Genomic DNA, 24,744 nt, shown 5'->3' on the forward strand with positions numbered 1-24,744 from the left:
CGTTCGCTTCCGCCTGGGGCATTATATCGCCATTGATGAGAGCAGGTTAATCTGCGTTTGTTTCGCCATGTTATCGCGGTAGTCGGCCACGCGCGTCGGCCAGTTAATCCCCGCCACAATGGTCAGATTACGCAGTAAGGGGAACAGGTGAATATCATCATCCGACAGCTCTCCGTTTACCGCATTAGGCTGAACGATAAGCTTATCCAGTGCGCGTAAATCATCGCTGATTTTTTTGATAAGCCCGGCTGAGTGGGCCATGTGCTCGTCAAAATTGCCGATCGCCGCCTCTTTCTTCGCCACAAAATAGGCTCTGGCTTCTGGCGTAGCGAACTCGTCGAAGGGGCTTTTGGCAAAACGCGGAATGAGCAGACGATTGACGTAGCCATTGACTTTTCTCAGCCAGGCGTCGAGGGCTGGATTCTGCTTTCCGGTCAGCAACGGCTTACCGTCAAGTTTGTCCACGTAATGGACGATATCCATGCTTTCAGGTAGATAGCGGCTGTCGTCTTTTTGGAGTATCGGCGCCATTTTTTGGCCGATCATTCGGGTCGGCGTTGCTTCGTCATCATTGAGCAACACGTTGAGTTCGACGGGGATATTCTTGAGGCCGAAAATCATGCGGGCCTTAACGCAGAACGGGCAGTGATCATAAATGTAGAGTTTCACGGTTCTCCTCCATACTGATTGTCCATCACAAAAAAGTATGGAAGAGATTAAAAGGGCTGGCAAATCATGCGCCCGGTTCGAGCAGGCGAGACGGGGTGCGTTTTAGCGCGAATTGCCACAGCAGGGCGAAAAAGGTGATAAGGCCAATCAGCGCCAGCATCATCCAGGGTAACGTCGGCTGACTCAGTGCTTTACCCACGTCAAACAGCCAGCCCCCGCCGGCATAACCCAACGCACCGCCAAATGCCAGCCCCAGGCGACTGAACCCCATATAACTGCCGCGGGCACGGGAATCTGCCAGCGCCGCGCTTAACGTTTCACGTGCCGGTTCAGCAATAATGGAGCCGATATAAAAGGTGCAAATCAGCGTAAACAGTTGCTGCAGGCTGTTGACCAGGCCTATCGGCAACAGACTGAATGACATAAACAGCAGCCCGGCCATTAGCCGATGTTCCAGGCGAAAACGTTTTTCACTCCAGCGGGCAATAGGGTACAGCAGCGTCAGCGACAGGCTGGCTTCAATGGCATACATCCATTTTACTGCCGCAGGCGAACCGGCGATATCATTCACCATGATTGGCAGCATCAACATTACCTGAACCGCCAGCATGTAATAGCCGGTAAGTGTCAGTACGTAGGTGACAAAACGTTTATCACGCAAAACGCGGCCCAGCCCTTCACGTACCGGCGTTTTTACCGTCGATAATTTCCATGCAGGCAGCAGCCAGGCGTTAAAGCCTGCACAAAGAACAAACACGGCGGCACCGACGATACAGACCAGACGGAAATCGTATTGCAGTAACCAACTGCCAATCAGTGCGCCGATCACCGCCCCCGCGCTGTCCTGCATCATCAATAGCGAGAAGAAGCGGCCGCGCTGCGATGGGCGAATCAGTTTAACCACCAGCGCCGTGCGCGGCGGATCGAAGAGCGTACCGCCGAGTCCGGATAATATGCAGGAGCACCACAGCAGCCAGGGTTCATGGGCGATACCCATGGTGGCAAAACCGGCAGCACGCATTAGCATGCCGGTGACGATCAGTGGTTTAGCACCAAAACGGTCCGCGATGGCGCCGCCGAAAACGCCCAGCCCTTGCTGCACGAATTGCCTTAACCCAAGGGCAATACCAACCATCAAGGCAGCCCAACCGAGTTGATCAACAAAACGTATAGAAATAAGCGGGAAAACGACGAAAAAGCCCAGCACCACCAACATATTATCGACGAGCAGGAAATATTTACCCAGGCTCCTTGCCTGCGATACGCGTGACATTTCCCCTCCCGGGAAATAAAAGTAAGTACGTTAATATTCTGCCGGGTCGTCTGATTTTTTCCCATCGTTGGCGCGACAATATTTTTTTATCAAAAGCGGGCTTTAATTCAGACTTCTCATCGAAAAAGCTTATGTATTGCGAAAATGCAGGTTGTTGTTTTCACAGAGTGGCTGCGCAAATGTATAGTAAAGGGAAGGGGTTGAGAGTGGTAACCGGAAGGAGAAGGAATGAATGTTTGGCTATCGCAGTAATGTGCCGAAAGTACGCCTGGTCACAGACAGGCTGGTGGTTCGCTTAGTTCATGAGCGGGACGCCTGGCGGCTTGCGGACTATTACGCTGAGAACCGTCAATTTTTAAAGCCCTGGGAACCGGTTCGTGACGAGAGCCATTGCTATCCATCTGGTTGGCAGGCTCGCCTGGGGATGATTAACGAATTCCATAAACAAGGAACCGCTTTTTATTTCGCATTACTCGATCCAGAAGAAAAAGAGATCATCGGCGTCGCGAATTTCTCCAATGTGGTACGCGGTTCTTTCCATGCCTGCTATTTGGGGTATTCCATCGGGCAAAAATGGCAGGGGCAGGGGTTAATGTTCGAAGCGCTGACGGCAGCCATTCGCTATATGCAACGAACGCAACATTTGCACCGCATTATGGCGAATTATATGCCGCACAATAAACGCAGCGGCGATTTACTGGCGCGCCTTGGTTTTGAAAAAGAGGGCTACGCAAAAGCGTATCTGCTGATTGACGGGCAATGGCGTGACCACGTGTTGACGGCGTTGACCACCAAAGACTGGACCCCGGGTCGTTAAGGAGAAAACATGAAGTACCAACTCAGCGCCACGGAAGCGCGCGTTATCGGATGCCTGCTGGAAAAACAGATCACTACCCCTGAACAATATCCATTGTCGGTCAATGCCGTGGTGACCGCCTGTAACCAAAAAACCAACCGTGAACCGGTAATGAACCTCAGCGAGCATGAGGTGCAGGAGATACTGGATACGCTGGTAAAGCGCCACTACCTGCGCACAGTCAGTGGTTTCGGTAACCGTGTCACTAAATATGAGCAGCGTTTCTGCAACTCCGAATTTGGCGATCTGAAACTCTCCCCGGCGGAAGTGGCCATTATTACCACGCTGTTGCTGCGCGGCGCTCAAACGCCGGGTGAACTGCGCGGGCGCGCGGCGCGGATGCATGAATTTAACGATATGGGTGAAGTGGAAAGCGCGCTGGAGAATCTGGCGCAGCGCGAAGATGGCCCGTATGTTGTGCGTTTACCACGCGAGCCTGGCAAACGGGAAAGCCGCTATATGCATCTGTTCAGCGGTGATGTGGAGACGCTGATTAACGTTGTGGAGACAGTAAGCCCGCTGGATAGCGACAACGATCTGGCTTCGCGGGTTGAAGCGCTGGAAAACGACGTTGCCGAACTGAAACAGCGTCTGGCTTCACTACTCGAACATCTGGGGGATTAATCGTGGCGGCATTACGTATAGGGGTTGTGGGATTAGGCGGTATCGCGCAAAAAGCCTGGTTACCGGTACTGGGGGCGGCAACTGACTGGACGCTGGCGGCAGCCTGGTCACCCACGCGAGAAAAAGCGCAGCGTGTGTGCGACACCTGGCGTATTCCTTATGTCGGCTCGTTAGGTGAGCTCGCCGCGCAGTGTGACGCGGTTTTTGTTCACACCTCTACCGCCTCGCATTATGCGGTGGTGAGCGAACTCCTCAATGCAGGTGTTCATGTTTGTGTCGACAAACCCCTGGCAGAAAATCTGTCGGATGCGGAAAAGCTCATTGAACTGGCGGCGCGCAAAAAGTTGACGCTGATGGTGGGGTTCAACCGCCGTTTTGCTCCGCTGTACCGTCAGTTAAAAAGTCATTTGCCGCAGGCAGCATCACTGCGAATGGATAAACATCGCAGCAACAGCGTTGGTCCGCACGATCTGCGCTTCACCTTACTCGATGATTATCTGCATGTTGTGGATACCGCTCTCTGGCTGGCCGGTGGCAGTGCGTCGCTTGCCAGCGGCACATTGCTGACTAATGACCAGGGTGAAATGATTTATGCCGAGCACCATTTTGCGCAGGGCGCGTTGCAAATCACTACCAGTATGCATCGCCGTGCCGGTAGTCAACGCGAATGGGTGCAGGCGGTAACGGACGGCGGACTGTATGACGTTACCGATATGCGTGAATGGCGTGAAGAACAGGGGCAGGGAGTTGTGACTCCGCCCATACCCGGCTGGCAGAGTACGCTGGAGCAACGAGGCTTCGCCGGATGCGCGCGCCATTTTATCGAATGCGTGCAAAATCAGACGGTTCCGGAAACGGCGGGTGAGCAGGCTATCCTGGCCCAGCGTATCGTTGAAAAACTCTGGCGCGAGGCGATGAGCGAATAACCCTCTGTAACATATGGCGGTAGAAATTCGCGTTATTCCAGGTAGACTAAGCGCTTCGCGATACCAACGCCTGCTTTGTGCAGGCGTTGTGTTTATGGAACCTTAAATGAACTTATTAAAATCGCTGGCGGCCGTCAGCTCAATGACCATGTTTTCTCGCGTGCTGGGTTTTGCACGCGATGCCATTGTGGCGAGGGTATTTGGTGCAGGGATGGCGACCGATGCCTTCTTTGTCGCCTTTAAACTGCCAAATCTCTTACGACGTATTTTTGCCGAAGGGGCATTTTCTCAGGCCTTTGTCCCCATTCTTGCGGAATATAAAAGTAAACAGGGCGAAGAGGCGACGCGCATTTTTGTCGCCTATGTATCGGGGCTGTTGACGCTGGCACTGGCGATTGTCACCGTTGCCGGCATGCTGGCGGCGCCCTGGGTGATTCTGGTGACGGCGCCGGGGTTTGCCGACACGGCTGATAAATTTGCATTGACCTCTCAGCTTCTGCAGATAACTTTCCCCTACATTTTGCTGATTTCACTGGCGTCGCTCGCAGGGGCGATCCTCAATACCTGGAACCGTTTCTCCGTCCCGGCATTTGCGCCCACGTTCCTTAATATCAGCATGATCGGTTTTGCTCTGTTCGGTGCGCCGTATTTCCATCCGCCGGTGCTTGCGCTGGCATGGGCGGTGACGGTGGGCGGTATCCTGCAATTGGTTTATCAACTGCCGCATCTGAAAAAAATTGGCATGCTGGTGCTGCCGCGTATCAGTTTCCGCGATGCGGGCGCGATGCGGGTGATGAAACAGATGGGGCCGGCGATCCTTGGCGTATCGGTCAGTCAGATCTCCCTGATTATTAATACTATTTTCGCCTCCTTCCTGGTCTCCGGTTCGGTCTCCTGGATGTATTACGCTGATCGCCTGATGGAGTTTCCATCCGGGGTGCTGGGTGTGGCGCTGGGGACGATTTTGCTGCCGTCGCTCTCGCGAAGTTTTGCCAGCGGTAATCATGATGAATATTGCCGCCTGATGGATTGGGGGTTGCGGTTATGCTTTTTGCTGGCGCTGCCCAGCGCGGTGGCGTTAGGCATTCTTGCGAAGCCGCTGACGGTTTCGCTTTTTCAGTATGGTAAGTTTACCCCATTTGACGCCCAGATGACGCAGCGAGCGCTGATCGCCTATTCGGTTGGCCTGATGGGCCTTATTGTGGTGAAAGTATTGGCTCCAGGGTTCTATTCACGACAGGACATCAAAACGCCGGTCAGGATTGCCATTGTCACGCTGGTGATGACGCAATTAATGAACCTGGCATTTATTGGCCCGCTAAAACATGCCGGTCTGTCACTCTCGATTGGCCTGGCGGCCTGTCTGAATGCCAGCCTGCTCTATTGGCAGTTGCGTAAGCAGAATATCTTTACCCCACAGGCCGGCTGGGGCCGTTTCCTGACACGTCTGTTTATTGCGGTGATCGTAATGGCAGCCGCACTGCTGGGCATGCTGTATGTGATGCCTGACTGGGCGCAGGGCAACATGGGGCATCGCCTGGCTCGGCTCATGGTCGTGGTGGTGGTAGGCGTTGTGGCTTACTTCGCGACGCTTGCGGTGCTGGGGTTCAGAGTTAAAGATTTTGCCCGCCGGATAGCGTAAGCGCAAAAGGGAGTCGACCATGACAGTCGACTCCCGCATAAAAGAATGTGAACGCGTTAGCTAAATGGAAATCTTTTTTCCGCCCCTGCTACCCGTAAAGGTCTGACCGTCCGCACCATAAAGCCCTGGCTCCTGGTGAGGTTTCAGTACCTCGAGCGCTTTTCGGTTAAGGGCAATTTGCCCTTCGAGCAACCAGCCGTTGTGTTGGTTCAGATCACGCAGGTGTTGCGTTTTTCGTGTGATTATCTGCCAGCGATCGGCGATATCGTCATTCGCGCTACTTTGCACCTTTTGCGCTTCGCGGCGTTGCTGCTCAAGATAATCCAGTGTGGCAAGCAATGAGCTTTTCTCTTCCGTAATGCGTTGCAACGTGCTGCTATGCACATGGCCCACAGAGAGTTGTTTTTGCTCAGCATCCATCACGTCTTTTAATGCGTTCAGGATAACTGTCATCTGATCAAGAATGTCTGACAGTTGATTCATACATTATTTACTCAAGTAACTCTGCACTTCGTTAATCAGGGCATCGGCGATTTTACCGGTGTCCATCTTTAGCTCACCATTACGGATTGCCGTTTTCAGTTGTTCAACGCGTTCCATATTGACGTCGCTGCTACCCGGCTGCATCAATTTGGATTGGGCATCACTGAGCGTTACGCTCGTGCTGTTGGCGGTTTTCGATTTTTCCAGACGTACTTTCGTTGCCTGGGTGTCGCTGGTTTCACGTGGTTGTACGGTGCTAACCGGCTTTAAAGGCGATGTACGATCAATGCTCATAGTGTGTTGTCCTCATAGAGGTTTTCCGGCGTTTTGGGTCTGCCATCTTCAGTCGTTGCTTATTTATCGGCAGATGCCGCGAATTCTTTAAAAAGATTATAGGTTAATCAGAATATTCCCATCAGCGCCGACAATTCCACTTACAATTTGTCCAGAAGACATGCGTACCCGGGCACTTTGCGACACCGCCGCATTGTTCAGCGCCTGGCCTTCACTATTGACACTAAAGCCTTCGCCATTGGCTACAACCATCACTCGCTGGCCGGCTTTTACTCGCCAGGCCTGGCGCAGCATCGAGAGCTGAACCGGTTGATCGGGTGAGAGATCGCGCAGGCTTACGGCATCTTGTGCCTGAGAAATTTCGAGCATTGTTTTCGGCGGTAACTGATCGAGCCTGCCGCGTTTGAGCTTTACGCTTTCCGGCGTCAGTACACTACCACGGGCAATCGCCTGAGCGGCGACAACATAATTACCCGTCGCCTGGACGTTTACCTGCAAATAGCGCTTTTCGTTACCGCAGTTTGTCAATACGTTGACGTTCCCCCAAAGCTGAGCGTAGCCCGTCAAACTTAAAGCCGGTTGCTCACAGGTGGGATAAAGATTTTTCGGCGTACGTATTGTTACCACCACCTCGTCACTAAAGCCAGCCAGTCGTTGTGCAAAAAACGCGGTGAGCTGCGCCTTTAAGTCTTGCGCCAACACTTGCGGGCTTAAAATCAAAAACAGCAATGCCGCGGCTAAACCGCTTTTCAACGTGTTCATCGCAGACCCCTGCCTGTTGTTTGTTGAAGAGATGACAGGATTCTACCCGTCACGCAAATCTATCAACGCAATAAATAGCGACGCATTTTGCGCTTATTCCGTCGATAAGGCGCGCGTAAGGAGATTTAAGCTGTTGACTAAATAATTGTCATCAGCGGGGAAGCCATGCTCGATAAACTTGATGCCGCGTTACGGTTCCAGCAAGAAGCACTGAATCTGAGCGCGCAGCGCCAGGAAATCCTGGCCGCCAATATTGCGAACGCCGATACCCCGGGGTATCAGGCGCGTGATATGGATTTTTCCAGCGAACTGAAAAAGGTGATGGAACGTGGCCGTGCAGAGAACACAGGCGTCTCGCTGGCGTTAACTTCCAGTCGCCATATTCCGGCGCAAGCCATTTCCACCCCGTCTCCAGACCTGCTTTATCGTATCCCGGATCAGCCATCTGCCGATGGCAACACCGTGGATATGGATCGCGAGCGTACACAGTTTGCGGATAACAGCCTTAAGTATCAGACAGGGCTGACCGTGCTGGGCGGGCAGATTAAAAGCATGATGTCCGTGTTGCAGGGGAATAACTAACCATGGCATTGCTGAATATTTTTGATATCTCCGGCTCCGCGCTTGCCGCGCAGTCCAAACGTCTGAACGTGGCTGCCAGTAACCTGGCGAACGCCGACAGCGTCGCCGGACCGGACGGTCAACCTTATCGCGCTAAGCAAGTCGTTTTCCAGGTGGATGCTGCACCAGGCCAGGCAACGGGTGGCGTAAAAGTGGCTGGCGTTGTTGAAAGCCAGGCACCCGACAAGCTGGTTTATGAACCCGGCAACCCACTGGCGGATGCGAAGGGCTACGTCAAAATGCCTAACGTTGATGTTGTTGGGGAAATGGTGAACAGCATGTCCGCGTCTCGCAGCTATCAGGCGAACGTGGAGGTGCTCAACACCGTTAAAAATATGATGCTCAAAACGCTTACTCTCGGCCAGTAAAAGGAGACATAAATGTCTATCGCCGTAAATGTGAACGACACGTCCAGCAGTAGTGTCAAGTCCACCAGCAGCAGTAGCAGCTCGTCTCAACTGACTACGAGTAGCGCGTCAGACCTACAGAGCAGCTTCCTGACCCTGTTGGTCGCACAGTTAAAAAACCAGGACCCAACCAATCCGCTGCAGAACAACGAACTGACCTCACAGCTTGCGCAGATCAGTACGCTGAACGGGATTGAAAAACTGAACACCACCCTGGGATCTATCTCCGGGCAGATCGATAACAGCCAGGCGCTGCAGGCCAGCAATCTGGTAGGTCACGGTGTAATGATTGAAGGTACGACGATTCTGGCTGGCAGCTCAACCACAACGCCGTTTGGTGTTGAACTGACCCAGGCCGCAGATAAAGCGACCGCGACCATCACCAGCAAAGACGGCACCGTGGTACAGACCGTCAACCTGGGGCCGCTGACCGCTGGCGTCCATACCTTCAGTTGGGATGGAAAGCTGTCGGACGGCACCACCGCCCCAGATGGCTCTTATAAAGTTTCTATCGCCGCCAGTTCAGGCACTACGCAACTGGTTGCTCAGCCGCTGCAATACGCTCTGGTTCAGGGGGTAACGCTGTCGGAATCAGGCAACAAGTTAGATTTAGGTACCTACGGCACCACTACGCTCAACGAAGTTCGGCAGATTATTTAAGCCTTAACACTTATCAGGAGTAAGTCATGGCCTTTTCACAAGCGGTCAGCGGTCTGAATGCTGCGGCCACCAACCTCGATCTTATTGGTAACAACATCGCCAACTCCGCTACGTATGGCTTTAAATCCAGTACTGCGTCCTTCGCTGACATGTTTGCGGGTTCTAAAGTAGGTCTGGGTGTTAAAGTCGCGGGCGTTACCCAGGACTTTAACGACGGTACCACCACCAATACGGGACGCGGCCTGGATGTCGCAATTAGCCAGAATGGCTTCTTCCGCCTCGTTGATACCAACGGTTCTGTTTATTACAGCCGTAATGGCCAGTTCACGCTGGATGAAAACCGCAACCTGGTAAACATGCAGGGTCTGCAAGTAACGGGTTTTCCGGCAAGCGGTACGCCTCCGACCATCCAGTCGGGCGCGAACCCAACGGGGATCAATATCCCAACGACGCTGATGTCGGCACAAATCACCACCACCGCAACGATGCCGGTTAACCTGAACTCGTCTTCTAAGACGCCGACAGTGACCACGTTCGACCCGACTAACGCTGACAGCTACAACTTAAAAGGGCCGATCACCGTTTACGACAGCCAGGGTAACGCCCACGACATGAACGTGTTTTATGTCAAAAGCGCAACAAATAACAATACATGGGATGTCTACACGCAGGATTCCAGCGTAACGGGCTCTACGGCGACCAAAGCGGCGCAGATGATCTTTAATCAGAACGGTAGCCTGCAAGGTGTATACAACTACACCTTTAATACCACGACCGGTAACTACGATCTGTCCACGACGGCGAATACGAACCCTGCCATTACTGTCACTTCCGGTACGCTTAACGGCGCTACAGCGGCGACATTCTCCCTGAGTTTCCTGAACTCCATGCAGCAGAACACCACTAGCGCCGTCGTGAGCACCTCGCAGAACGGCTACAAGCCGGGTTCTATGGTGAGCTACACCATTAACGATGACGGTACCGTCGTGGGTTCCTACTCCAACGAACAGAAACAGGTGCTGGGTCAGATTGTCCTGGCGAACTTCGCCAACAACGAAGGCCTGAAATCTGAGGGTGATAACGTATGGTCTGCCACAAACAAATCTGGCGTGGCGCTGTTGGGTACGGCAGGTACGGGTAACTTCGGTTCGCTGACCAACGGCGCACTCGAAGCCTCTAACGTGGATCTGAGTAAAGAACTGGTCAATATGATCGTCGCGCAGCGTAACTATCAGTCGAATGCGCAGACCATCAAAACCCAGGATCAGATCCTTAACACGCTGGTTAACCTGCGTTAATCGGCTGACGGGATGGTCTAATGGATCACGCAATATACACAGCGATGGGCGCGGCAAGTCAGACGCTGAACCAGCAGTCTGTCACCGCCAGCAACCTGGCCAACGCTTCAACACCGGGCTTTCGTGCGCAGCTTAGTGCGCTGCGTGCGGTACCGGTAGAAGGGTTGTCGCTGCCGACCCGTACACTGGTCGCTGAGACCACCCCTGGCGCTGATATGACGCCAGGCGATCTGAACTACACGTCACGCCCACTGGATGTTGCCCTGCAACAGGATGGCTGGCTGGCGGTGCAGAGCGCGGATGGTTCCGAAGGGTATACCCGTAACGGTAACATTCAGGTCACACCGACCGGGCAACTGACCATTCAGGGGCATCCGGTCATGGGTGAGAACGGGCCGATTGCTGTTCCGGAAGGTTCGCAGGTCACCATTGCCGCGGACGGGACCATTTCCGCCCTGACCGCCGGTGATCCGCCGAACACAGTCTCCCCGGTTGGCAAACTGAAACTGGTGAAAGCGAACGGCAGTGAAGTGGTGCGTGGCGATGACGGTCTTTTCCGCGTCAGCCAACGCGCGCAAGCCACCCGTGGCCAGACGTTACAGCCGGACCCAAACATCCGCGTCATGTCAGGTGTGCTGGAAGGCAGTAACGTTAAACCTATGGCGGCAATGGCCGATATGATCGCCAGCGCACGCCGCTTTGAAATGCAAATGAAAGTTATTGGTAACGTTGATGAGAATGCGCAGCGTGCCAACCAGTTACTGTCCATGAGCTAATAAACAGGATTTCCTATGATAGGTTCATTATGGATCGCTAAAACCGGCCTCGACGCCCAGCAAACCAATATGGACGTTATCGCCAACAACCTGGCGAACGTCAGTACCAATGGTTTCAAGCGTCAGCGCGCGGTATTTGAAGATCTGCTTTACCAGACGATTCGTCAGCCTGGTGCGCAATCTTCTGAACAGACTACGCTGCCTTCTGGCCTGCAGATTGGTACCGGTGTTCGCCCGGTGGCCACCGAACGTCTGCACAGCCAGGGTAACCTCTCCCAGACGAACAACAGCAAAGATGTGGCTATCAAAGGCGAGGGCTTCTTCCAGGTCCTGCTGCCGGACGGTGCCTCTGCTTATACCCGTGATGGTTCATTCCAGGTTGACCAGAATGGCCAGTTGGTAACGTCGGGCGGCTTCCAGGTTCAGCCTGCCATTACCATTCCGGCTAACACCCTGAGTATCACCATTGGCCGTGACGGTGTGGTCAGCGCCACGCAGCAGGGGGCGACAGCGCCTGTGCAGGTGGGGCAGCTCAACCTGACAACCTTTATGAACGACACCGGTCTGGAAAGTATCGGTGAAAACCTGTACCTCGAAACACAGTCTTCCGGCACGCCGAACACCACCACGCCGGGGCTGAACGGGGCGGGTCTGCTGTATCAGGGGTATGTGGAAACCTCGAACGTAAACGTGGCGGAAGAACTGGTGAACATGATCCAGGTTCAGCGCGCTTATGAAATTAACAGCAAAGCGGTATCGACCACCGATCAGATGCTGCAGAAACTGTCGCAACTCTAAGGCGTTATCCGGTGCGGCGCAGGCTGCACCGGAACCCTGATTTCGAAGATGAATGTAATGCAAAAAAACGCCGCGGGCCGCTACCCCCTGTTAGCTTTACTGGCACTGATGTTGAACGGATGTGCCTGGGTTCCCTCAACACCGCTGGTGCAGGGCGCAACGACCGCTCAACCGATGCCGGGACCCGTTCCGGTCGTCAATGGCTCTATTTACCAGACTGCGCAGCCTATCAACTATGGCTACCAGCCGCTGTTTGAAGACCGTCGCCCGCGTAACGTCGGGGATACATTGACGCTGGTGCTGCAAGAAAACGTGAGCGCCAGTAAGAGTTCATCAGCGAATGCCAGCCGCGATGGCAAAAGCAGTTTCTCAATGGATACCACGCCTCGCTATCTGGAAGGCTTGTTCGGCAATGCGCGTGCAGACCTGACGAGCGAAGGCAGCAACTCGTTTAACGGCAAAGGCGGCGCTAACGCCAGCAATACATTTAGCGGCACGTTGACCGTTACGGTCGACCAGGTACTGATCAACGGCAATTTACACGTGGTGGGTGAAAAACAGATCGCCATCAACCAGGGCACTGAATTTATCCGCTTCTCAGGTGTTGTGAACCCACGCACCATCAGCGGCAGCAATACGGTTCCGTCCACACAGGTGGCGGACGCGCGCATCGAGTACGTCGGCAACGGCTACATTAACGAAGCGCAGAATATGGGCTGGCTGCAGCGTTTCTTCCTCAACTTATCGCCGATGTAACCGGGGTGAATTATGTTTAGATTTCTGGCTGGAATAGCGTTAGTGCTGGTGGCGTTTGTCGCCCAGGCCGACCGCATCCGGGACCTCACCAGTGTACAGGGCGTACGTGAAAACTCCTTAATTGGTTATGGCTTAGTGGTTGGCCTTGACGGAACGGGTGACCAGACCACCCAAACGCCATTCACTACTCAGAGCCTGAATAACATGTTGTCGCAGATGGGGATCACCGTCCCGGCTGGCACCAACATGCAGCTCAAAAACGTTGCGGCGGTCATGGTTACCGCCCAGCTTCCGGCGTTTGGCCGCCAGGGGCAGACCATCGACGTGGTGGTCTCCTCTATGGGTAACGCCAAAAGCCTTCGCGGCGGTACGCTGCTGATGACCCCACTGAAAGGGGTGGATAGTCAGGTCTATGCCCTGGCGCAGGGGAATATCCTGGTCGGTGGCGCAGGCGCATCCGCTGGTGGCAGCAGCGTGGCGGTTAACCAGCTTAACGGTGGACGTATCACTGGCGGTGCCGTGATTGAACGCGAGTTGCCTTCCCAATTTGGCAATGGCAACACCATCAACCTGCAATTGAACCAGGATGACTTCACGATGGCGCAGCAGATTGCTGACACCATCAACCGTCGTGGCATGGGTGGCGCAACCGCGCTGGATGCCCGTACGGTTCAGGTCCGCGTGCCGCAAGGCGGCAGTTCGCAGGTGCGCATGTTGGCGGATATCCAGAACCTGGAAGTGGGTGTCGCGCCGCAGGACGCTAAAATTGTTATCAACTCCCGTACAGGTTCTGTTGTCATGAACCGCGAAGTCACGCTGGATAACTGCGCTGTGGCACAGGGGAACCTCTCGGTCACGGTCAACCAGTCTGCCAATGTCAGCCAGCCGAACACGCCGTTTGGCGGTGGTCAGACAGTGGTCACGCCGCAAACACAGATTGACCTGCGTCAGAGTGGCGGCTCCCTGCAAAGTATTCGTTCCAGCGCCAATCTGAATAGCGTGGTACGTGCACTGAACGCGCTGGGCGCAACACCTATTGATCTGATGTCCATTTTGCAATCAATGCAGAGCGCAGGTTGCCTGCGGGCTAAGCTGGAGATCATCTAATGCTGACTGACAGCCGCTTGATGGCGAGCGCGGCATGGGACGCGCAATCGCTTAACGATCTGAAAACTAAAGCCGGGCAGGATCCGCAGACTAACCTGCGGCCTGTGGCGCGTCAGGTTGAGGGGATGTTCGTGCAAATGATGCTGAAAAGCATGCGCGAAGCCCTGCCAAAAGACGGTATTTTCAGCAGCGATTCCACGCGGATGTACACCAGCTTATATGACCAACAAATTGCCCAGCAGATAACGGCAGGCAAGGGGCTGGGACTGGCCGATATGATGGTCCAACAGATGTCCGGCGGGCAGGCGCCGGTTGCTGCGGGTGACCAGATGCAGCAGGTGCCGATGAAATTCGATCCCGAAACCATCAACACCTATCAAAGCCAGGCTATTACGCAAATGGTGCGTAAGGCACTGCCGAAAGCGCCGGAAAATAGTGACGAGCCGCTGAGCGGCGACAGTAAAGACTTCCTGGCTCAACTTTCCCTGCCTGCTCGTCTTGCCAGTGAGCAAAGCGGGGTTCCTCACCATCTGATTCTGGCGCAGGCCGCGCTGGAATCGGGTTGGGGCCAGCGACAAATCACCCGTGAAAACGGTGCGCCGAGCTTTAACATTTTCGGCGTGAAGGCGACGCCTGGTTGGAAAGGGCCGACTACCGAAATCACCACCACTGAATATGAAAATGGCGAAGCCAAAAAGGTCAAAGCCAGGTTCCGTGTCTACAGCTCGTATCTGGAAGCGCTCTCTGATTATGTCAGCATGCTAAGTCGCAATCCGCGGTATGCGGCGGTGACGACAGCGGCAACGCCGGAACAAGGCGCACAGGCGTTGCAGAACGCGGGTTATGCCACCGATCCGAAATATGCGCAGAAACTGACAAGTATGATTCAGCAGCTTAAGTCGATGGGCGAGAAGGTCAGCAAGGCCTACAGCAATGATATTGAAAATCTGTTCTGAAACGACTCAAGTTCAGCTCAGGGTTGCCGATAATCGTTAGCAGGACTTATGTCTCAAAGTTTATAAGGAACCTCAATGGCCAACTTGATTAATACCGCGATGAGTGGGCTCAGTGCAGCCCAGGCGGCGCTTAATACCACCAGTAATAACATTTCAAGTTATAACGTGACGGGCTATACCCGCCAGACAACAGTCCTGACTGCGGCGAATAGCACCCTGGGTGCTGGTGGGTGGATTGGCAACGGTGCGTTTGTCTCAGGTGTGCAACGTGAATATGATTCGTTTATTACGAACCAGCTACGCGCAGCGAATACTCAGAGTAGCAGCCTGACGACCCGTTATAACCAAATGTCAAAAATTGACAATATGTTGTCGGGTTCAACCAATACGCTGGCCACTGCGCTGCAAGGTTTCTTCTCCAGCGTTCAGACTCTGGTCAGTAACGCCGAGGATTCATCATCCCGCCAGAGTGTACTGGGTAAAGCCGATGGTCTGGTTAACCAGTTTAAAGTGGCTGACCAGTACCTGCGCGATCAGGATAAACAGGTTAACACCTCTATCTCCTCAAGCGTTGATCAGATTAATAACTACACCAAGCAAATCGCTAATCTGAACGACCAAATTTCACGTCTGACGGCAGTAGGTGGCGGTGCATCGCCGAACGACTTGCTGGATCAGCGCGACCAACTGGTAAGTGAGCTAAACGGCATTGTGGGCGTTGAAGTCAGCGTCCAGGACAACAGCACGTTTAACATCACAATGGCGAATGGCTATACGCTGGTTCAGGGTAGTACTTCCCGCCAGTTGGCCGCGGTGGCATCCAGTGATGATCCTGCCCGTACGACGGTTGCTTATGTTGACCCGACCGCAGGGAACATTGAAATTCCGGAAAAACTGCTGACAACCGGTTCACTGGGTGGCGTGTTGACCTTCCGCTCTCAGGATCTGGACAAAACGCGCAATACGCTGGGCCAGTTGGCTTATGTTTTCGCAGATAAGTTCAATGCACAGCATAAACAAGGCTATGATGTCGATGGTGATCCGGGTACCGACTTCTTCACGATTGGCACGCCGTCCACTCTGAGCAATGCGAAAAACACCGGTACTGGTGTCCTGTCAACAATCATTAGTGACAGCACCAAAGTGCAGGCGACGGATTACAAGCTGCTTAAAACCGATACTGGCTGGAATGTGACCCGACTGGCAGATAATACGGCGTTTGCCGTTACTCCGGATGCCAGCGGCAACCTCAGTTTTGACGGTCTGACCGTCAGTGTTTCCGGTACAGCGAACAAAAACGACAGTTTCACGGTGAAACCGGTCGTGAACGCCATTACCAATATGAGTGTGGCCATCACCGATGAGTCGAAAATTGCCATGGCGTCCAGCGCGACTTCCGGTAAAAGCGACAACATCAATGGTCAGGCGCTGTTAAATCTGCAAAACAGCAAAGTCATCGGAAATACAAAAAGTTTTAACGATGCCTACGCGTCAATGATCAGCTATGTCGGTACAACGACCTCTACGCTGAAAACCAGCAGTACTACGCAGGCGAATGTGGTTACGCAGCTTACTGACCAGCAGCAATCGATTTCTGGCGTCAACCTCGACGAAGAGTACGGTAACCTGCAGCGTTACCAGCAATATTATCTCGCAAACGCGCAGGTGTTGCAGACGGCAAACACGCTGTTCGATGCGATACTGAACGTACGCTAAGTAAGGGGTAAGAGATGCGTATTAGTACTCAGATGATGTATGACCAAAACATGCGCGGCATTACCAATTCACAGACTAAGTGGATGGATTATGGCTTGCAAATGTCGACAGGCCAGCGCGTGAACAAACCTTCTGACGATCCGATTGCCGCCTCCCAGGCTGTAGTGGTTTCTCAGGCTCAACAGCAGAACGAGCAGTATAAAACCGCGCGTACTTTCGCTACTCAGAAAGTATCGTTGGAAGAAAGCGTGCTGTCACAGGTGACCACTGCTGTAACTGCGGCACATACCTCGCTGGTTGCGGCTGCGAACGGTACACTGAGCGACGATGACCGTGCGTCTATGGCGACAGAGCTACAAGGTGTTCGCGATCAATTGCTTAACCTGGCAAACAGCACTGATGGTAATGGTCGCTATATTTTTGGTGGCTATAAAACCGACACTCCACCGTTTAATGCCGCAGGCGCTTACAACGGCGGCAATGTTGCGATCAGTCAGCAGGTGGATGCGTCCCGTAGCATGGTAATTGCCCATACGGGTAACCAGGTCTTCAATAGCATTACCAGCAATGCGATCCCGGAGCCGGATGGTAGTACTTCGCAAACCAACGTGTTCAGTATGTTAGATGACGCGATTGCGGCGCTGAAAGTCCCGGTTTCAGGTAACGAGGCAGCTCAGGCTGTTTCTCAGGCAGCCCTGGATAAAGCCAACCGTGGCCTGACTAACTCGCTGAATAACGTATCGACCGTTCGTGCACAGTTGGGTACGCAGTTACAAGAGCTGACCAATCTCGATGAGTTGGGTGATGACCGTTCGCTTTCACTGAAAACACAGATGAGCGATCTCGTTGATGTAGACTGGAACTCGGTCATCTCGTCTTACACCATGCAGCAGACGGCATTGCAGGCATCCTATAAAACATTTAGCGACATGCAAGGCATGTCGCTGTTCCAGCTCAATAAGTAATCTTCGCTTTAGAACATGTCTGGAAACTGGAACATGTTCTGTGTGCCCGCACCGGTATCCGGTGCGGGCCTTTTTTTTAGCCGATATTGCGCGATTGTGCAGTAACACGACGGTTATCCACTAAACGGATCACCAGGGCGACTGCGCCAGTCAACGTTGCCAGCGCCACCACGCCAGGCCATGCGGCGATAGTGTAGACCTTACTGCCTAGCGCTGAACCCAGCGCCATCCCAATGAATACGACAGTAAAGAGAAGGGCGTTCAGACGGCCACGCGCCTTTGGCTCCAGGCCATACACCAGATTCTGGTGCGCCACGAGACTGGACTGTAAGCCAAGATCAAAACCAACAGCCGACAGGGCTATCAGTGCCAGTTGTCCATGCGGTGGCAATGCCGGCAGTGCGAACATCAGCGCAAAGGATATTGTGACCAGCCCGGCACCCAGTTGAGTCACTTTTTCAGCACCGACTTTATCTGCCAGCCCCCCTGCTAAAGGTGCCGCCAGTGCGCCTGCTGCGCCTGCAATACCAAACATACCTGCGACGGCGCTTCCGAGCTGATAGTTATCCAGCAACATTACTGCAAGGGTTGACCAGAAAGCGCTAAACGCGATGGATAAAAAGCCCTGCGCAAACGCAGCACGGCGTAGGGCAGGGTAACGCTGCCAAAGATGCGCCATTGTTTTCATCAGCGCGGGATAACCGAGCGTTGAATGCGCGGCGAATCGCGGCAACACAAACCACATCAGAACGGCGATAAATGCAATGCTGGCAGCAGCAAGCTGGAACATAATGCGCCAGCCAAACGCTGCGCCGACAACGCCGCTCACGGTACGAGAAAGTAAAATACCCAACAGTAACCCCGTCATCACTGTACCGACGGTTTTCCCTTGCTTACCTTCGGGGGCAAGAATGGCGGCGGCGGGAACAATATCCTGCGCCATGGTGGCCGCCATCCCGATCAACAGACTGATAAGTAATAACCCCGGTAAATGTGCCATCAGGCTACAGGCCAGCAGCAGTAAAGCCAGCGCCACGCTTTTCGCAAGAATAAGATGACGACGATCGTAACGGTCGCCCAGCGGCAATAAAAAGAGGATGCCCAGTGCGTAGCCTGCCTGCGTCAGCGTCGGAACCAGCCCCATTCCGTTAACGGTCAAATGCAGATCGCTGCCCATCAGTGGTAATAAGGGTTGTGCATAATAAATCGCGGCGACGCTAAAACCCGCCCCCAGCGCCAGCGCAAAGATAATCCACTGCGCCGGATTTAACGATTGAGAACGACGGTTCATAACTTTTCCTCAAACATATTCATAGTTGGTGTGAATGTATTTTTGTCGATTACAGCGTGACGCGGTAGCCAGCAGAGTGGTAAAACGGTTATACGTAAAACGTATAAGGGAAATTTAAATGCAGCGTGCAGAACGTATAGACCGCATTGATCTGATGCGCACGCTGGTGCGCATTGTAGAGGCGGGGTCGCTATCGGCCGCAGCGCGCCAGCTCAATACCACGCAGGCCACGGTGAGTCGTCGTCTGCAGTCGCTGGAAACCATGCTCGGGGTCAAACTGGTTCTTCGTACCACCCATGCGATGAAGCTCACCGACGATGGCGAGCGCTGCTATCAACATGCGAGACGTGTCATTGATACCTGGCTTGCGCTTGAAGATGAACTGAGCCAGACAGAAGATGAGCCCGTCGGGATGCTTCGTGTACGGGCGCCTCATGCCTTTGGTCAGGAACAGCTCCTGGCCCCGCTGACGCGTTTTCTGGAACGCTACCCGCAGCTTTCGGTGCAATGGATGCTTAACGATAAAACAGTCAATTTTCTCAGCGAGAATCTTGATTGCGCGATTCGCGTTGGGGCCGAAGTGGACCCTGCGACGGTTTCCGTCCTGCTTGCCGAAGTTCCGCGTTCCATTGTCGCATCGCCAACACTGTTAGCCCGCTTTGCGGAAATTCGCACGCCGCAGGATCTGGCGGCGCTGCCGTGGATTGCGTTAAGCACCTTTTACCAGCATAACGTTGCCGTCACCAACGTGCTTAGCGGGGTAACAGAGCAAATAACTATTGCGCCCAGGCTCTATACCGACAGTTTGTATGTGGCACGCAATACCGCGCTGTCAGGGCTGGGTGTGGCCGTTGTCTCAAGCTGGACGGTGGAAGAGGATATCGGCAACGGCAGACTGGTGGCTTTACTGCCTGAGTGGCAGATCCCACCGTTGCCTGTGCATCTGGTGTACCCCTGGGCGCGTTATTATCCGGCACGTTTGCGGATGTTTCTCCAGTTGATGCGCGAGGTCATGCCGGGCCTGAGTGGAATGCGACAGCCTGCGCTGAAAGCATAAAAAAAGCCGACCCGGAGGTCGGCTTTTTATCAGCAGAGTGCTTATTCCGCTGCGTTCGGTCGTGTAGCTGGCGCCGTTGCGGTATGCGTGGCGCTGTGACCGCCTGCAGAACCTTTGCCGTCAAAGTTGAACTGTGGACGGACCCAGTCACTGTGACGCGGCGCTTCCGGCACATAGGCAGGTGCAGGCGCTTTGGTCATCGGCGCAGTGGCATGATGGACCTCGCTTGCTGCCACAGGAGCTACGCGCTCAATCGCTGCAGCAACCGGTGCTACAGGTTCAACAACCGGGGCTACCGGAGTAGCTTCTGGCTGTTTTTCCTCGACAGCAACAGGCGCTTGCGGTTGCTCTGCAACAGGTGTTGCGTCTTCAACAACCGGTGTAACAACCGCAGGTTCAGCGGCTTGCGCCACCTCTTCTGCGACCGGACGGTCTTCCTCTGCGATCAGTTCCGGCTGTGCTTCAACCGGGGCTTCGATCACTTCCGGATGCGTGGTTTCGACCACAATAGGCTCTGGCTCGATAACCGGTGCCTGCGGTGCGACTTCAACCACTTCCTCTGCCGGTGCCTGTACATCAGCTACGACGGACTGCTGCTCTTGCTGAGCTGTGGCCACAACTTGTTCGACTTCGGCAATGGCAGGTGCGACATCGGTAGCGGTGACACTGTTTTGCTGCTCAACAACCGGTGCTTCTTGCACCTCGTCCTGAGGACGCGTAACCGGATAGCGAACCCACACTTTACCGGACGCCATTTCCGGAGAAGCACAGGCAATCTCCAGCGGCATTGCGGACTGTGCCGGGTAACGCTCATCACGGTAGCGACGGCGACGCTGACCACTGACGCGCAGATGACGCGGCGAACGGCGAGAACGACGCGGCATACCTGCGGTATCACGGTTTTCTGCAGTTTCTTCTTGCTCAGCAACGTTCTCAACAACGGCCGGCAGGTCCACTTTCGCCAGCTCTGTACGTTGTACAGGGGCTTCTGTGGTACCCGGCTCTACGGCAACAGCCTCTTCACTTGTGCTTGCCGGAGCATCACCGAAACGGACTTTCTGGTTCAACTGACGCTGTTTACGGCGCGGCATCACCTGAACGCGCTCTTCCTGTTCGGCTTCCTGCTCAGGTTGTTCTTCACGGTTCAGTGCTTTCACATCCTGCTGCGCCTGGCGTTTTTCGTCGTTATTACGACGACGATTGCGCTCGCGGCGGGAAGGCTGCTGCTCATCACGCTGTTTCGTTTTTTCCGTCTCTTCCGCAGCTACGGGTACTGGCTGGCGGGCTTCACGCGCTTCGGCATTCTGCTGTGGTTTCTCACGGCGATTACGGCGATTGTCATCGCGGTTCTCACGCCCTTCATTACCATCTGCACGCGGCTCACGACGTTCATTGCGGTCACGACGGTTACCCTGGCGCGATTTGCGGCGATCTTGCTGGCGCTCCTGCTTCTCTTCTTTCTTCTCTTCCTGAACTTCGGCTGGTGCGGCAGTTTCACTCCCGGCAAACAGGTTTTTCAGGGCGGAGACAAGACGGCTAAGAAGACCCGGAGCAGCAGGTGCGGCTACTGAAGGCTCGCTGCTGACAGCCGGTTGCGCCTTCGCTACAGGGGCTTCAGGTGCCGTTGGCGCAGGCGGAACTTCCGGCATGACGAAGGCAGCCAGCGCAGGCTGCTCAGGACGTTTACGCTCGGCAGATTCCTCGTCTGACGGCATAGCCATCTCTTCTTCATGCAGCTTCGGCAGCATGTAGCTGAGGGTGGTTGTCTCTTCGCCTTTACGCACGCGCAGTACGGAATAGTGCGGCGTCTCCATCTGGTCGTTCGGTACGATTACGCAACGCACGCCACCCTGACGGGTTTCAATAGCGCTGACTGCGGCGCGTTTTTCGTTCAACAGATAGGAGGCGATCGGTACCGGAACGATGGCATGCACTTCCTGGGTATTTTCTTTCAGCGCTTCTTCTTCGATGAGGCGCAGAATAGAAAGTGACAGGGATTCGTTGTCACGGATAGTCCCGGTTCCGCTACAACGCGGGCACACATGGTGGCTGGACTCGCCGAGTGACGGGCTCAGGCGCTGACGGGACATCTCCAGCAGGCCGAAGCGAGAAATATGGCTGATTTGAATACGCGCACGGTCCTGACGAACGGCTTCGCGCAGACGGTTTTCTACCGCGCGCTGATGGCGCACCGGCGTCATATCGATAAAGTCGATAACGATCAGACCACCGAGGTCACGCAGACGCAACTGACGTGCAATTTCGTCTGCCGCTTCCAGGTTAGTGTTAAAGGCGGTCTCTTCGATATCACCGCCACGGGTTGCACGCGCGGAGTTGATATCGATGGCGGTCAACGCTTCGGTGCTATCGATAACGATAGAGCCGCCGGACGGCAGACGTACTTCACGCTGGAAGGCGGATTCAATCTGCGATTCGATTTGGTAGTGGCTAAACAGCGGGATTTCACCGGTGTAGAGCTTAATTTTGCTGCTGAAATCCGGACGGCCCAGCGCGGAGATATGCTGGCGAGCCAGCTCAAGCACTTTCGGGTTATCGATAAGGATTTCGCCGATGTCCTGGCGCAGATAATCACGGAAAGCACGAACGATAACGTTACTTTCCTGGTGAATCAGGAACGGAGCAGGGCGGTTTTCAGCGGCCTTCTGAATAGCTTCCCAGTGTTTCAGACGGAAGCTCAGATCCCACTGCAGAGCATCAGCAGATTTACCCACACCGGCGGTGCGGACGATCAGACCCATGCCATCGGGCAATTCGAGGCTGGCCAGCGCTTCTTTCAGTTCGGTACGGTCATCGCCTTCAATACGACGAGAAATGCCACCCGCGCGCGGGTTGTTTGGCATCAGTACCAGATAGCTGCCTGCCAGGCTAATAAAGGTAGTCAGCGCAGCGCCTTTGTTGCCGCGTTCTTCTTTATCAATCTGGACGATAACTTCCTGACCTTCGCGCAACACATCTTTGATGTTCGGACGGCCATGAGAGTTGTAATTGGCAGGGAAATATTCGCGGGCAATTTCTTTGAGGGGAAGGAAACCGTGACGTTCAGCGCCGTAATCAACAAAGGCAGCTTCCAGGCTCGGTTCAATTCGGGTGATTTTACCTTTGTAGATGTTCGCTTTTTTCTGCTCGTGTCCAGGACTTTCAATATCCAGATCGTACAGACGCTGCCCATCAACAAGGGCGACACGCAACTCTTCTTGCTGAGTTGCGTTGATTAACATTCTTTTCATCGTAACTTACTCATTATTCTTACATTGACGACTAAGCTGCGGGCATGATGACGCCTTTCCGGGGGAGAACCGATGGCCTCGTGTCTGTTCACGTCGCCAACCTCACGGTTGTCGTTCGCTTAAGAGGCGCAGTGTGTCGGTTGCCTGTATTTCCTGTGGAAAACACAGCGCAATTATCAGGGGAACAGCCTGGGAAAAACTCTCCAGAGAAGATTCCATCTACCGGTAAGGACTGCAACCCGCAGCCCGCTAACTGCCTGAAAGTCCAATACGTCTTACGCCATTGCTGCGTGTATGGTCGGACAGGCAAAACTGGTCATTCCGCACAATTGCTTGTTATAACAAGATCCAACGCGGAAAACTGCAACATTATTCCTTGCGAACCCTGTTATAGCAAGCTGACTTTTACCTTTTATCACCCGGTTACTCACAGTTTTTTCACTTTTGCCTGGCGATTGGTTTAATAACCGCCAAAACGTCTGTGTCGAACGAAGCAGGCCAGGATCAAAAGTAAATATAAGCATATAAAAATGAGTGGCGCTATTCATCGACGCTATTTAGAATCGCCTCCCATGAAAACTGAGACTCCTTCCGTAAAAATTGTTGCTATCGCCGATGACGAAGCGGGGCAACGCATCGATAACTTTTTACGCACCCAACTGAAAGGTGTGCCAAAAAGTATGATTTACCGCATCTTGCGTAAAGGCGAAGTCCGCGTGAATAAAAAACGCGTGAAGCCGGAATATAAGCTGGAAGCGGGCGATGAAGTGCGTATTCCACCTGTCCGCGTTGCGGAACGGGAAGAGGAAGCGGTTTCGCCGCACCTGCAAAAAGTTGCCGCGCTGAGCGACGTCATTCTTTATGAAGATGAACATATCCTGGTGCTGAATAAACCCTCTGGCACTGCGGTTCACGGCGGTAGTGGGCTAAGTTTCGGCGTCATTGAAGGGCTGCGTGCATTACGTCCGCAAGCGCGTTTTCTGGAACTGGTGCACCGTCTGGATCGTGACACCTCCGGTGTGCTGCTGGTCGCCAAAAAACGTTCCGCGCTGCGTTCCCTGCATGAGCAGTTGCGTGATAAAGGCATGCAGAAAGATTATCTGGCGCTGGTGCGCGGGCAGTGGCAGTCTCACGTCAAAGTGGTGCAGGCACCGCTGTTGAAAAATATTCTCCAAAGCGGTGAGCGTATTGTGCGCGTGAACCAGGAAGGAAAGCCGTCAGAAACCCGCTTTAAAGTCGAAGAGCGTTATGAAGCCGCGACACTGGTGCGTTGTAGCCCGGTGACGGGTCGTACGCATCAAATTCGCGTCCATACCCAATATGCGGGTCATCCGATTGCCTTTGACGATCGATATGGTGATCGTGAGTTTGATAAACAACTGGCAGGCACCGGGTTAACACGGCTGTTTCTGCATGCCGCGGCGTTGAAGTTTACCCACCCCAATACCGGCGAAACTATTCGTATAGAAGCACCGCTGGACGATCAACTCAAGCGCTGTTTGCAAGTGCTACGCAACAAGAAAGCATAAGTAAGGGCGGTCATGGTGACCGCCTTTATT

At 54.0% G+C, this 24,744-nt stretch carries 24 protein-coding genes; 17 read left to right on the forward strand and 7 right to left on the reverse strand.

The genetic code is table 11. The annotated features are described in order from the left end of the window. Window positions 1–21: 21 nt before the first annotated feature. The gene (grxB, locus tag MRY16398_RS10775; RefSeq protein ID WP_041851755.1) at window positions 22–669 is read right to left on the reverse strand and encodes a glutaredoxin 2; all 648 of its coding nucleotides are present in this window, start codon (window positions 667–669) and stop codon (window positions 22–24) included. A gap of 64 nt (window positions 670–733) precedes the next feature. Further along, a complete protein-coding gene (gene mdtH, locus MRY16398_RS10780) occupies window positions 734–1,942 on the reverse strand; it encodes a multidrug efflux MFS transporter MdtH (RefSeq protein ID WP_041851754.1) in 1,209 nt (402 codons plus the stop codon). Between the two features lie 232 nt (window positions 1,943–2,174). Between mdtH and rimJ the strand changes: the two genes are divergently transcribed. From rimJ to murJ, 4 genes are all read left to right on the forward strand, one after another. Beyond that, window positions 2,175–2,759, forward strand: coding sequence for a ribosomal protein S5-alanine N-acetyltransferase (rimJ, locus tag MRY16398_RS10785; protein ID WP_041851753.1), 585 nt, complete (start codon window positions 2,175–2,177; stop codon window positions 2,757–2,759). 9 nt (window positions 2,760–2,768) lie between these two features. Continuing rightward, window positions 2,769–3,422, forward strand: coding sequence for a YceH family protein (locus tag MRY16398_RS10790; protein WP_041851752.1), 654 nt, complete (start codon window positions 2,769–2,771; stop codon window positions 3,420–3,422). Window positions 3,423–3,424: 2 nt separating this feature from the next. Continuing rightward, window positions 3,425–4,348 carry a Gfo/Idh/MocA family protein gene (locus MRY16398_RS10795; RefSeq protein ID WP_125124340.1) on the forward strand — a complete coding sequence of 308 codons (924 nt, stop codon included), beginning with the start codon at window positions 3,425–3,427 and terminating at the stop codon, window positions 4,346–4,348. Window positions 4,349–4,454: 106 nt separating this feature from the next. Continuing rightward, on the forward strand, window positions 4,455–5,990 hold the full coding sequence (gene murJ, locus MRY16398_RS10800) for a murein biosynthesis integral membrane protein MurJ (RefSeq protein WP_125124341.1): 1,536 nt from the start codon (window positions 4,455–4,457) through the stop codon (window positions 5,988–5,990). 60 nt (window positions 5,991–6,050) lie between these two features. Here the strand turns inward: murJ and flgN are convergent, their stop codons facing one another. The 3 genes from flgN to flgA form a co-directional block, all read right to left on the reverse strand. Continuing rightward, a complete protein-coding gene (gene flgN / locus MRY16398_RS10805; RefSeq protein WP_041851749.1) occupies window positions 6,051–6,473 on the reverse strand; it encodes a flagella biosynthesis chaperone FlgN in 423 nt (140 codons plus the stop codon). 3 nt (window positions 6,474–6,476) lie between these two features. Then, window positions 6,477–6,767, reverse strand: coding sequence for a flagellar biosynthesis anti-sigma factor FlgM (flgM, locus tag MRY16398_RS10810; protein ID WP_041851748.1), 291 nt, complete (start codon window positions 6,765–6,767; stop codon window positions 6,477–6,479). A 96-nt stretch (window positions 6,768–6,863) separates the two neighbouring features. Continuing rightward, window positions 6,864–7,529, reverse strand: a complete 666-nt coding sequence (flgA, locus tag MRY16398_RS10815; protein ID WP_041851747.1) for a flagellar basal body P-ring formation chaperone FlgA — start codon at window positions 7,527–7,529, stop codon at window positions 6,864–6,866. A 165-nt stretch (window positions 7,530–7,694) separates the two neighbouring features. Between flgA and flgB the strand changes: the two genes are divergently transcribed. The 11 genes from flgB (at window position 7,695) to flgL (ending at window position 17,589) form a co-directional block, all read left to right on the forward strand. Beyond that, window positions 7,695–8,111, forward strand: a complete 417-nt coding sequence (flgB, locus tag MRY16398_RS10825) for a flagellar basal body rod protein FlgB (RefSeq protein ID WP_041851746.1) — start codon at window positions 7,695–7,697, stop codon at window positions 8,109–8,111. 2 nt (window positions 8,112–8,113) lie between these two features. Then, entirely contained in the window at window positions 8,114–8,518 is a 405-nt protein-coding gene (flgC, locus tag MRY16398_RS10830) for a flagellar basal body rod protein FlgC (RefSeq protein WP_041851745.1), read from the forward strand. A gap of 12 nt (window positions 8,519–8,530) precedes the next feature. Further along, the gene (flgD, locus tag MRY16398_RS10835; RefSeq protein ID WP_071195452.1) at window positions 8,531–9,217 is read left to right on the forward strand and encodes a flagellar hook assembly protein FlgD; all 687 of its coding nucleotides are present in this window, start codon (window positions 8,531–8,533) and stop codon (window positions 9,215–9,217) included. A 26-nt stretch (window positions 9,218–9,243) separates the two neighbouring features. Further along, entirely contained in the window at window positions 9,244–10,515 is a 1,272-nt protein-coding gene (gene flgE / locus MRY16398_RS10840) for a flagellar hook protein FlgE (protein ID WP_125124342.1), read from the forward strand. Between the two features lie 20 nt (window positions 10,516–10,535). After that, window positions 10,536–11,291: a flagellar basal body rod protein FlgF gene (locus MRY16398_RS10845; protein ID WP_079496430.1), complete on the forward strand. Its 756-nt coding sequence runs from the start codon at window positions 10,536–10,538 to the stop codon at window positions 11,289–11,291. A 15-nt stretch (window positions 11,292–11,306) separates the two neighbouring features. Continuing rightward, complete coding sequence (gene flgG, locus MRY16398_RS10850) at window positions 11,307–12,089, forward strand: flagellar basal-body rod protein FlgG (RefSeq protein WP_125124343.1); 783 nt, start codon at window positions 11,307–11,309, stop codon at window positions 12,087–12,089. A gap of 57 nt (window positions 12,090–12,146) precedes the next feature. Further along, a complete protein-coding gene (locus MRY16398_RS10855) occupies window positions 12,147–12,845 on the forward strand; it encodes a flagellar basal body L-ring protein FlgH (RefSeq protein WP_041851740.1) in 699 nt (232 codons plus the stop codon). Window positions 12,846–12,857: 12 nt separating this feature from the next. Further along, on the forward strand, window positions 12,858–13,952 hold the full coding sequence (locus MRY16398_RS10860) for a flagellar basal body P-ring protein FlgI (protein ID WP_041851739.1): 1,095 nt from the start codon (window positions 12,858–12,860) through the stop codon (window positions 13,950–13,952). Then, entirely contained in the window at window positions 13,952–14,908 is a 957-nt protein-coding gene (gene flgJ, locus MRY16398_RS10865; RefSeq protein WP_125124344.1) for a flagellar assembly peptidoglycan hydrolase FlgJ, read from the forward strand. Before MRY16398_RS10860 ends, flgJ begins: the two co-directional genes overlap by 1 nt. Window positions 14,909–14,983: 75 nt before the next feature. Beyond that, a complete protein-coding gene (gene flgK, locus MRY16398_RS10870) occupies window positions 14,984–16,624 on the forward strand; it encodes a flagellar hook-associated protein FlgK (protein ID WP_125124345.1) in 1,641 nt (546 codons plus the stop codon). Window positions 16,625–16,638: 14 nt separating this feature from the next. Beyond that, window positions 16,639–17,589 (forward strand): flagellar hook-associated protein FlgL, encoded by a 951-nt coding sequence (gene flgL / locus MRY16398_RS10875; protein ID WP_125124346.1) that lies wholly within the window; start codon window positions 16,639–16,641, stop codon window positions 17,587–17,589. 76 nt (window positions 17,590–17,665) lie between these two features. Here flgL and MRY16398_RS10880 read toward each other — a convergent pair whose 3' ends face one another. Next, window positions 17,666–18,880, reverse strand: coding sequence for an MFS transporter (locus tag MRY16398_RS10880; protein ID WP_071195447.1), 1,215 nt, complete (start codon window positions 18,878–18,880; stop codon window positions 17,666–17,668). Between the two features lie 118 nt (window positions 18,881–18,998). Here MRY16398_RS10880 and MRY16398_RS10885 point away from each other — a divergent pair, with 118 nt between their 5' ends. Next, entirely contained in the window at window positions 18,999–19,937 is a 939-nt protein-coding gene (locus MRY16398_RS10885) for a LysR family transcriptional regulator (protein WP_125124347.1), read from the forward strand. Between the two features lie 41 nt (window positions 19,938–19,978). Here MRY16398_RS10885 and rne read toward each other — a convergent pair whose 3' ends face one another. After that, window positions 19,979–23,185, reverse strand: coding sequence for a ribonuclease E (gene rne, locus MRY16398_RS10890; RefSeq protein WP_125124348.1), 3,207 nt, complete (start codon window positions 23,183–23,185; stop codon window positions 19,979–19,981). Window positions 23,186–23,757: 572 nt separating this feature from the next. Between rne and rluC the strand changes: the two genes are divergently transcribed. Next, on the forward strand, window positions 23,758–24,714 hold the full coding sequence (gene rluC, locus MRY16398_RS10900; RefSeq protein WP_041851732.1) for a 23S rRNA pseudouridine(955/2504/2580) synthase RluC: 957 nt from the start codon (window positions 23,758–23,760) through the stop codon (window positions 24,712–24,714). Window positions 24,715–24,744: the final 30 nt, after the last annotated feature.

It is taken from the genome of Phytobacter sp. MRY16-398, from assembly GCF_003925915.1.
Lineage (GTDB): Bacteria > Pseudomonadota > Gammaproteobacteria > Enterobacterales > Enterobacteriaceae > Phytobacter > Phytobacter diazotrophicus.